Source organism: Pseudoalteromonas porphyrae (assembly GCF_001298125.1).
Classification (GTDB): Bacteria; Pseudomonadota; Gammaproteobacteria; order Enterobacterales; family Alteromonadaceae; genus Pseudoalteromonas; species Pseudoalteromonas neustonica.
In genome coordinates this window covers 66,529-76,909 of sequence record NZ_LHPH01000024.1, presented here as the reverse complement: position 1 = coordinate 76,909, position 10,381 = coordinate 66,529, and the positions used below count along the sequence as shown (strand labels likewise).

The following is a 10,381-nucleotide window of genomic DNA, read 5'->3' as shown; positions in this document are numbered from 1 at the left end:
CTCTGTTACCGCTCGACTTGCATGTGTTAGGCCTGCCGCCAGCGTTCAATCTGAGCCATGATCAAACTCTTCAATTAAAAGTTTTTTCTGTTCTCATCCAATAAAGAATGAAGAACCTGCTCAATGAATTCTGAATTTATTTAATATCTTTCGATATTGAATTGACTGTGCTGAATAATTATTAAAAATAACTATTCTGTTGGTCACTCAGTTTCTCTTTCGAGAAATCACATTGAGACTCTAAATTTATTTGCCTTGCTTACCTATCTAAAAAGAAAGTTAAGCTCGGCTGTTAGAACTCAATCTGTACGAGTGCCCACACAGATGATTGCTTTATATTGTTAAAGAACGTTGCGATTAAAGTTAAACTTTATCTCGCTAGGGCTGCGCATCTTACGCTTTCCTATTTTTTTGTCAACACTTAATTTTTAGTTTCTTTTAAAGAATTTCAAAGTTAAGTTTTACTCGACTCACTGATTAACTCTTGCCCCGCTAAGCGTTGCGCTCTGCCGTCTCAGTGGGGTCGCATTATAGGGCGCGGCTGATTTTACGCAAGCGTTATTATCACTAATATTGCATTTATTTCGCTTTTGTAAGATACACAAAAGAAACTGACATGTTACCCACAAAAGCCTGTGGATAACGTAGCTTTTTTCATTGTTACACTAAACTATCTGCCTCGCTTATGATAAGTTGCCCGCTGTTTTTTTAACTCGTTCATTAGGCATATAACATGATAGATATAATAAATAGTATTAGTGGGCTGCTGTGGGGTCATATCCTTGTCTACTTATTAATAGCAGCTGGACTGTTCTTTACTATTAAACTCAAGTTTATTCAATTTGTGCAATTCCCACACATGATTAAAGTCATGTTCAATTCTCGCCAGTGCGATAAAGATGGTATTTCGTCATTTCAAGCTTTTTGTACTTCCCTCGCCGCCCGTGTTGGGACAGGTAATATGGCAGGTGTTGCTGTTGCACTTTATTTAGGCGGTGCAGGTGCTATTTTCTGGATGTGGCTAATTGCCTTAATAGGCATGGCAACAAGTTTTGCTGAAAGTACGTTGGCGCAGGCTTACAAGATTCGTGACGAACATGGTAATTTTAGAGGCGGCCCAGCTTATTATATGCAATATGGTTTGGGTAAACGCTGGATGGGTATCGTATTTTCTTTGTGCCTGATACTTGCCTTTGGTTTAGTGTTTAATGCAGTGCAATCAAACTCAATCGCTGCAGCTTTTGAAGTAGCCTTTGGTATTCCTAATTATGTTGTTGGCTTAATGTTAGTTGTTGGCTCTGGCATTATTATATTTGGTGGTCTGAAAACAATATCTCGCTTTGCCGAATTAGTTGTGCCATTTATGGCGTTAGCATATTTACTTGTTGCACTTTATGTATGTGCTATAAATGCACAAGAATTGCCCGCTGTATTTATGCGTATTATCAATAGTGCCTTTGGTATTGAACAAGCTGGTGCTGGTGCAATTGGCTATGGTGTAATGCAAGCAATGATCCAAGGTATCAAACGTGGCTTATTCTCAAATGAGGCTGGTATGGGTAGTGCTGCAAATGCAGCTGCCACCGCGACACCAAATCCTCCACACCCGGCTTCGCAAGGTTATGTACAAATGCTCGGTGTATTTATTGATACCGTTGTTATCTGTAGTGCAACAGCTGCTTTGATCCTTCTCTCAGATCAATTAGTTGCAGACTCTGGTGTAACTGGTATTGCATTAACACAAGCGGCACTTGAACAGCATGTGGGTAGTTGGGGTGCTATTTTTGTTGCCATCGCTATTTTATTCTTTGCTTTTACATCGATTGTCGCTAACTACTCGTACGCAGAAACTAACTTGATGTTCTTAGAGCACAATCATGCTCATGGCATGCTGATATTTCGCCTAATTGTGCTTGGCATGGTTATGTTTGGCTCAGTGAGTGAACTTGGCTTAATTTGGACGTTAGCTGATATATCAATGGGCTTAATGGCGATAGTAAATGTTATTGCACTATTTATGCTCTCTGGTGTTGTCTTTTGGCTAGCTAATGATTACACCGCTCAGCGTAAAGCAGGTAAACTACCAACGTTTGATCCTACTCAAAATAAAAAGCTTGATGAATCAATCCCTAAAGGGATTTGGCACAAGTAAAAAATCACACCAAAGTTTAATTTATTTAAACTTTGGTGTGTACCCAAGTCACCTCAAGATGCAGGGTTCAGCGTTTCACAGGGCTTACTATTGAGGCGTTACTTCGCAATAATGGCGGTTCCTTTAAGGGGTAGCAACGCAGAAAATAAGTGCCTTTGAAATACCCAAAGGACTGGTTTAAAAGCAACGCTCATATCTTGATCGTGACTTGGGCATATTTCTCCTATCAAAAACACTCATTATTAGTTTTCAAATATTTAAAGACTGATAGTTACCATATCAGTATTACCCAACTCGTCTTGTACAATAATTTGTTGATCACCTTGTGCTGTCTCACTAAAAACATGAGTGGTCGTCTCATTTTCTAACGTTTGGTAGTGTTGTTTAGCGTTTATATACCAACTTTTGCGTCCGCTTCCACCTACCGTTTTCAATATAATACTGGGTGGTTCGCCGTTTACCCCAGATTTTCGATAAATGCTCTTGTTTTCTATACCAACAATCCTGAGTGTTGCGCTTGCAGATGGCAATGCACCTATACATTGTTTATCAAGCTTTGGAATGAGGGCTGCTCTGCGTTGGTTTTTAATAAGCCATGGTTCAAGTACTTTTGGCCAAAGCGCTACTTGTTTTGCGCGCTTACCCTTTATATTGCAATCTATTGATACCCGCTGTTGGTTGATTGGATTGAACCAATAGGTAAAAAGACCATTTTGCCATGCATCAGCATCTTCACGATGCCAAGTTGGCGGCACAACCTCATCGATTACCCACGCCTGATGTTTTTGCTGACAAAACATTTTTGTTTGATCAGAATATAATGTGCCTAATGGCCAACAAATATTTTTTGCCGTTACGTTATCCGGTTTTGATATGTTTACTGTATCGAGGTCCAAATTATCAACCACTTTAAATAATAATGGCCCGGCAGTACTGCCACCATAATGACCAGGCATAGGTGTGCCATCAGGTCGACCGACCCATACGCCAATTGTATAGTGCTTATTCACTCCTATTGCCCATGAATCACGGTAACCATAGCTAGTGCCTGTTTTCCAGGCTATTTTTTTAGTTTCATACATAGAGGCCAAAGTATGAATGCTACCTGGGCGGCTAATCCCTGATAAAATAGCTTGGATCACCCACGCACTTGCAGGCGATAATAAACGCCGTGTTGATTTTGGTTGTGCTAACTCATGCTGTAAATAACGTAGTTGGTGCACCTGTCCTTCATTTGCCAATGCACTGTATTGTTGAACTAAGCCTTCTAGTGACGTTCCTCCCCCGCCCAATATGACTGATAAATTAGGCTCATTGTGAGGAATAGACAGTGCTAATCCCGCATTATCTAATTGGCTAACAAAGCGGTTCACGCCATAACGCTGCAATAGGTCAACCGCGGGGATATTTAAAGAACGTTGCAATGCACTAAGCACCGATACTGGCCCATTAAAACCACCACTGAAATTTGCAGGACGATAGTGTGCATTATTTCTAGGAGTGTCTGCTAATAATGAATGCGAATGGATTAAACCATCGTCTAACGCTAAGCCATACAAAAAAGGTTTAAGTGTGGAGCCTGGCGATCGAATAGCTTGGATCATATCTATGTAACCAAAACGTTTTGTATTAGCAAAATCAGCAGTCCCTATATACGCTTTAACCGCCGAAGTACGGTTATCCACGACCAAAATAGCTGCAGAACTTCGCGTTGGTAATTGTGTAATGTAGTTTGTAATTAAGTCATGTAAGTTTTGCTGTAACTCTCCATTAATTGTGCTTTTAATGATCAATTGTTTTGGGTGTTGATTTAATAATCGTCTTGCAAACAAAGGGGCTAATTGCGGTGATTTAAAGCGACTGCTATAAACATGCTCTAATTTTGCATCGTCAATGACGCTTTGCGGCCACACTTTAAACTCTGCAAGACGGTTGAGCACTTTATCACGTGCATGTTGCGCTGCTTGGTTATGTAAGTCGGGGCGATACCGTGTGGGCGCTTGTGGTAATACTGCCAATAATGCAGCTTCTGCGTGTGTTAACGCTTGCGCTGATTTATTTAAATAACTATAACTGGCGGCTTCCACGCCCTCTATTGTGCCACCAAAAGGGGCGTTATTAAGATACAGTTGTAGTATTTGTGGTTTAGTTAAATGCCATTCAAGCTGTAATGTTCGCAATACCTGCTGTAGCTTTCCCCAAATACTACGTGAGTGAGGGTGCAATATTCTCGCAACTTGCATTGACAGTGTTGAACCTCCTGAAATAATTCGCCCTTGTGTAATATTTTGATAAGTAGCGCGTAATACTGAAAATGGATTAACGCCATGATGATACCAAAACCAGCGATCTTCATAGTTTATTAAAGCTTCAATATATAGCGGTGAAACTTGCTGCAACGATATTGGGTAACGCCATATCCCATTATCGTCAGCAAAAGTACGTAATGGTCTATTGTTTTCATCGACCACAACGCGTGCAAATTGTTTTGCACGCGTTTTACTTATCGGTGTAATTGAATTGGTTGTAACTGCCATACTGTAAGTCCCTTGCGGTAGCTTAAGTGGATATAAATAATCCAACAGCAAAGCACTTATTGACAACAACAAAACACACCAAAAAATGAGCGCAGCAGCAGAGCCTGCGATTATTTTTTTTACGCTAAAGCGACTAATAAAAATTTACAAACCCTCTTTTTCGTTAGCTTAATTCTCACTACTTTGCTGTACTTGGTTGACTGATAGTAATGTCATTCGTCGCCTTACCGACGCCTCGTAGTTCTGGCCTATACATGTCTTCTACAAATGATGATGGCACTTTATATATGCCCGGCGTTACCGCCCTAACTAAATAAAATAATTGTGCTGTACGGCCTTTATATAATTCAAGTGCCACTACAAACCGATCATCTCTGTATTCTTGGTGTTTAACTGGGTTTTGCTGTTGCCATTGTGTAATGCTTTGCCCGTCTATTACTATTTCATCAAGCTTAATTGCATGGGCTAGGTTTTGATTTTCGAGCTCAAAACCAGCAGGTAGTAATTCAACAACCATGGCATCAGGTGTTCTTTGATCGGCATTCACTGTTAAATTAACTAAAAATAGCTCTCCCACCTTCACTTCATTAACTTTTACTTCTTGCCCTTTTACATTAAGCCAACGACGCCCAATAGCTATTCCATTCGTACTTTGCACTGGGGCTTTTTTACCATAACCGCTGATATTGATCGTCGCTAATAATGGCTCTTCATTTTTAGACATTACTGTAACCGAGTGCTGTAAATTTTCCGCTGTTAAGGCCTGTTTAAATACCGTTTTTTGCTGCAGAGTATGCTCATTGGCTGTCAGCGTGTCTTTCTTTGAGTTAGCACTCCCTAAAATTAGCTGTGCTGACCACAATGTGTTGTTATTTATTTGCAGCGACAAGCCCGCTAAAAATAATGCATTACGCTCTTGTGTGCTGTAATACGTTCGTTGATTTAGTAAATCGGCTAATTTAAAACTAAGTGCAATTGCTTTTTGTTGATGCTGGGCGTGTTGCTGATGTTTGATCATTAAATGAATCATCATCGCTAAATCTCGTATTTGACTTCCATAATCACTTAAGTAGTGTTCTCTTTTCGTGGGTATATTATTTAAAGCGCGAATGAATAGCGCATCACTGCGTTTTTTGTCACCCATATTAGCCAAAGCAATGGCTAGGTGCACTTGTGGTAATCCGCTTTTCGCGTCATCCGCTTGATTTTTAGCAAGACTACGCAGAGTTCCCAATGGCGCTTGGTTCACACGTGATAGAACATATGCTGCATAGGCTTTGTAAGCAAAATTACTATGCTTGGGATCATCGCTCCAAGGTTCATTGTAAAAGCTGCCGCTACGTGCAATATAGCGCTGAAGTCGTGAAAGCGTTTTACTTAAGAGTGTTTCGGGTACATTTACACCCATTTCTCGCGCATTGAGTAAAAAATCTCCCACATACGCAGTTAACCAATATTCTTCTGTTGACTTATTACTCCATAAGCCATAACCGCCATTACTGAGCTGCAAAGTAGCTAAACGGTCAATACCTTGGTTTATCATGGCTAAGCGCTCTTGCTCACTCACACCTTTAATACCCATTAATATTTGTTTCTCTGGGCTGGCAAAAATAAGTGGATAAGCACGGCTACTGGTTTGCTCTAGGCAACCGTAAGGATATTGCATCAGATGTGTTAGCTGATTTTGTAGGTTTATGCCTGCGCGATTAAAAATAGATACGCTGGCCTGCACGGTGTCTAAAATAAGCTCATCAGTTATGCGCTTATCTAGTTCCAGCTTTTCACCCTGTAATAATACTTTTTGAACTTTGGTATGTGTTGCACTATAGCTGGGGCGTGATCCTAATTGCCATTGCCGTTGTACACTTTCTTCAAGCGCATCACCTTTAACCATCACATTAAAATAGGCGTTGCCAATCGGGCTTTCAGCATCAACTCGGTACGTTAATGTGGTTTTTTCTCCATTAAGTAGCCTAATATCTTTATCATCAGTAAATGGCTTTACTGCTCCATTTGCTTCAAAGCTAACGGCTAGTGTTTGTTCTACACCACTGAGGTTAGTAACATCTAGGGCAATCGTTGTGCTATCACCCATCGCTAAAAAACGTGGCATTGCAATTTGCGTAACGACTGGTGCTGCAATGGTTACTTCTTGCTCGGCACTACCAAATTCATTATCTGAAAAAGCTAAAACCATTAATTTTAAGCGTCCATTAAAATCCGGGATCGCTAAGTCTACATTTGCTTCACCTTGTTGATTCAAAGCCACTAAGCCGCTGAATAAAGAAACAATATTTACCTCTGATTGTGGAGCCTTTCCACCTCGCGTTAGGTCTGTATCGCCACCAAAACGTAAATTCGCTTTATCTGATTGACTAACTTCGATTACTTTATCGTACACATCTCGTGCATCAACGTTATAGCGACGTTGCCCAAAGAATGCATCAAACGGATCTGGGGTTGCAAAATCCGTTATACTCAGCACTCCAACATCCACAGCAGCCAAGGTAATAAAAGCGTGTTTAGATTTATTATCTGCCGCCTGCTTAACGTTAATTTTAACGGGTAAATTTTTGTTTGGAAGTGCTTTTTCGGCTACATCGAAGGTAATATCAAGTTGCTGTGACTCTCTGTCTAAGGGTAAATGCACTAAACCAAAGCTGCGTTTTGGCGTCAAACTTTGCTCATTGCTGCCCGCTTGCAACACAACAGCACTAATATAAAGGTTGTGTTGTTGCCATTCTTTCGAAAAAGGTATTTCAACGACTGCACCTTCACTTGAAATAGACACTCGCTTCATCCAAAGTGGCTCATCACCTTCAACCATAATGATAGCTTCGCCTGCTTCTGGCGGAATTACATTCACTTTTATTGTATCACCTACGCTATACGCAGCTTTATCAAGCGCCATCGTTATTTTATCTGGTTGCGCGGCACCACTGCCGGCTTGTGCCGCTTGCCAATCTTCATACCAATTTGTACCCGCGTAAAATTGCATGCTAGAAAACAGGTTATTTGCGGGATCTTTTACTTCTAAACGATAACGTCCCCACTCAACTGGAAACCGTACTTGAGCTGTTTTACCGGCTTCAATATCTATTGACTGAGTAAGCTCAACAAACTCGTTGTCATCCCATTGGTAATGCCACCCTTCACTTTGCGTATATACCCAAAAATAACGGCGATCTTCTCTTATCAGCTTAATATCTAAATTAGTCGCTATATGCTTTTCACCATCAAGTGAGGCATTAACAATCTCAAAGCTGACTTTAGAGTTAGCTTCTGGGTTACGTTCACCAAAGCTACTACGAATGCCGAGCATCGTATTTTCTGGCCATACTAATCCTGAATAAGCCCGCGATACAGGACGCCCCCCTGATTCATACAAGCTACTAATAAACTGAACTCGCAGTGGGCTTTTTAACGTTGAAAAATCAGCGTTATAAACCAGCTTTCCTTGTCCTTTATTATCAAGTTCAACATCCGTTAAATCATTACGGGTATTAAAAGCAGTCTCTTGAATGTTACCAAATTCAAATTCTGGTAATGCTAATACAGGCCTACGCCACTGGGCTATATTTACTTGTGTTGATAAACGATTACCCGAAGCTGGAGCTCCGTATAAGTACTCGCCTAAAACAGGCACAGTAAGTGTTTGATGTTTGTTAACAACAAGACGTTTTAATTCACTCTGAGGGTTAAAGGTTAATTTTAAACGTTCAGGTAAAAACTCTTCGACTTTAAAATTAAAAATAAATACCGATTTATCTACACTGGATACTTCAAACTGCCAGCTACCCACTTGAGCATCACGAGGAATTGACCATGCTTTATTGTAATAGTTACTTGCATCCCCCGCCCATTTAAACGTTTTAACATGCGTACCATCAGGACTCTTAATGACTGCTGATAAAATACTTGTTGACGTTAAACGCCCATCTTTATCTCGAAGTAGTGCATTAAAGTCAATGACTTCGCCAGGTCGATATAAGTCTCTTGGAGCGTAAATAAATAATTCTTGCTCTGTGTTAGGCCGCAGGCCAATATCAAATTGAGATAAATCTAGCGCTGGTTTATTTATTTCAATCACAGAATAATGATCGCCCATCTTAGCGCTGATCAGAGATGCTGCATTGAGGTTAGTCACAAAAGAAGCCTGTCCATCAGGGGATGTTAAACTTTGTTGTAGTATTTCGCCTTCATTATTAAGTAGGCTTACTTCAACATCTTGCATTGGTTTGCCAGATTTAAGCGATGAAGTGTGAACGTCAATTTGGTTATTATAAAAACGCGCATGCATGCCAATATCAGTTACGCTAAACCACATCATTTGATGCTGCTCATATCCGCCCGCTTTCACCATGACTGCAAGGTAAATACCTGCAGGTTCTAACGCTTTAATACCATCAATATTAATACTGCGTTTTACACGGGTATTTTTTGGTGCATTTAATTCGTACCTTGCTGTATAAGCTAATTCACCAAATTGTGTGATTCGCTCTATACCCCAATAATAGCGGTGATTTGATATTTCATTCAAAAATGATTGACTGTCTTTTTCATTGATTTTGTAAAAATTAATATCAACGGCACGCGTATTTACACTCACAACAGGGAGACCATTTCCTAAGCCTTTCGTAAGAAACGCCCCTGAAGTGTCAAAATTAATGCTTGCGGTAAGTTTATTCGTTGTAACTTGGGTACTGTAAGTTTGACTTAAACGTTCCCCATTAGCTGCAACCAATCCTTGATAAACCGTAATATCATAGCTCTTTTGTGGCTCTACATACGGGAACCAAATTGTTTTTCCTGAATTAGACAGCACCCAAGCTCCATCCGCCACACCTTCTTTTTTATTACTAATATTAAAGTATTTTTGGTGGTTGTCTGCTGGGTTTAGTGGCACAGATAAAGTAACCGCAATTGAGTTTTTTCCATCTCGGCTTCGTTCTGATACATCAAGCACAGTTAAAGGTGTATTTGCGTAATCTTGTTTTACTTGCGCTAAATTAAAGGAAGGATCGTTTAGTGGTGAATTTTGTGCTTTTGTAGCACTGCTTGTTACACTGCGCGTTGGTTCTGAATCATCATTATTGCAGCCAACTAAAATATATAGCAGCATTAATGTGAGCGCGTAGGAAACTGAATGACTTACTTTCATAAATATCCTTATAGACCACGATCACATGAATGATGTGGTAATAAAAACTACTCGTTGGTAATTTAAAATCAATGAGATCTAGGATAACAATTTGAAGTAATAACTAAAAGTATTAAGAGATAAGATTAAGATAAATAAGATTTATATAAACTATTTTTAACTTGGAATATTAAGTTAAAGCAATCTATAAAGGATAGATTGGTGCCCGAGGCCGGACTTGAACCGGCACGACTTGTTAGTCGAGGGATTTTAAATCCCTTGTGTCTACCAATTCCACCACTCGGGCATCGAGTTTGCTAATTAAAGCGTGTGGATTAAATTATATGGAGGCGGAACCCGGAGTCGAACCGAGGTAAACGGATTTGCAATCCGGTGCATGGCCACTCTGCCATTCCGCCTAAATGTTTCCAAATAATTTGGAGCGGTACACGAGGCTCGAACTCGTGACCTCGACCTTGGCAAGGTCGCGCTCTACCAACTGAGCTAGTACCGCAAAACTATTTTTATCTTCTTTAAATTACCTTGGTAAAA

General features: G+C 40.2%; 3 protein-coding genes, 3 tRNA genes and 1 rRNA gene. 1 reads left to right on the top strand and 6 read right to left on the bottom strand.

Annotated elements, in window-relative coordinates:
- Positions 1-77 (bottom strand): 16S ribosomal RNA (locus ADS77_RS17450); the annotation flags it as partial.
- Between the two features lie 656 nt (positions 78-733).
- Between ADS77_RS17450 and ADS77_RS17445 the strand changes: the two genes are divergently transcribed.
- Positions 734-2,152 (top strand): alanine/glycine:cation symporter family protein, encoded by a 1,419-nt coding sequence (locus tag ADS77_RS17445; RefSeq protein ID WP_054205700.1) that lies wholly within the window; start codon positions 734-736, stop codon positions 2,150-2,152.
- 257 nt (positions 2,153-2,409) lie between these two features.
- On the opposite strand, the gene pbpC is transcribed toward ADS77_RS17445, so the two are convergent.
- The 5 genes from pbpC to ADS77_RS17420 all read right to left on the bottom strand — a co-directional run bounded on the left by pbpC (position 2,410) and on the right by ADS77_RS17420 (position 10,343).
- Positions 2,410-4,689, bottom strand: coding sequence for a penicillin-binding protein 1C (gene pbpC / locus ADS77_RS17440; RefSeq protein ID WP_054455555.1), 2,280 nt, complete (start codon positions 4,687-4,689; stop codon positions 2,410-2,412).
- Positions 4,690-4,867: 178 nt separating this feature from the next.
- Positions 4,868-9,850 carry an alpha-2-macroglobulin family protein gene (locus tag ADS77_RS17435; RefSeq protein ID WP_054455553.1) on the bottom strand — a complete coding sequence of 1,661 codons (4,983 nt, stop codon included), beginning with the start codon at positions 9,848-9,850 and terminating at the stop codon, positions 4,868-4,870.
- Between the two features lie 199 nt (positions 9,851-10,049).
- A tRNA-Leu gene (locus ADS77_RS17430) sits at positions 10,050-10,136 on the bottom strand.
- A 38-nt stretch (positions 10,137-10,174) separates the two neighbouring features.
- A tRNA-Cys gene (locus tag ADS77_RS17425) sits at positions 10,175-10,248 on the bottom strand.
- A gap of 19 nt (positions 10,249-10,267) precedes the next feature.
- Positions 10,268-10,343 (bottom strand) — tRNA-Gly (locus ADS77_RS17420).
- Positions 10,344-10,381 lie beyond the last annotated feature (38 nt).

Excerpts from the sequence above, each read along its gene's own strand:
- ADS77_RS17445 (WP_054205700.1), top strand. The coding sequence starts at position 734 with ATGATAGATATAATAAATAGTATTAGTGGGCTGCTGTGGGGTCATATC.
- pbpC (WP_054455555.1), bottom strand. The coding sequence starts at position 4,689 with ATGGCAGTTACAACCAATTCAATTACACCGATAAGTAAAACGCGTGCA.
- ADS77_RS17435 (WP_054455553.1), bottom strand. The coding sequence starts at position 9,850 with ATGAAAGTAAGTCATTCAGTTTCCTACGCGCTCACATTAATGCTGCTA.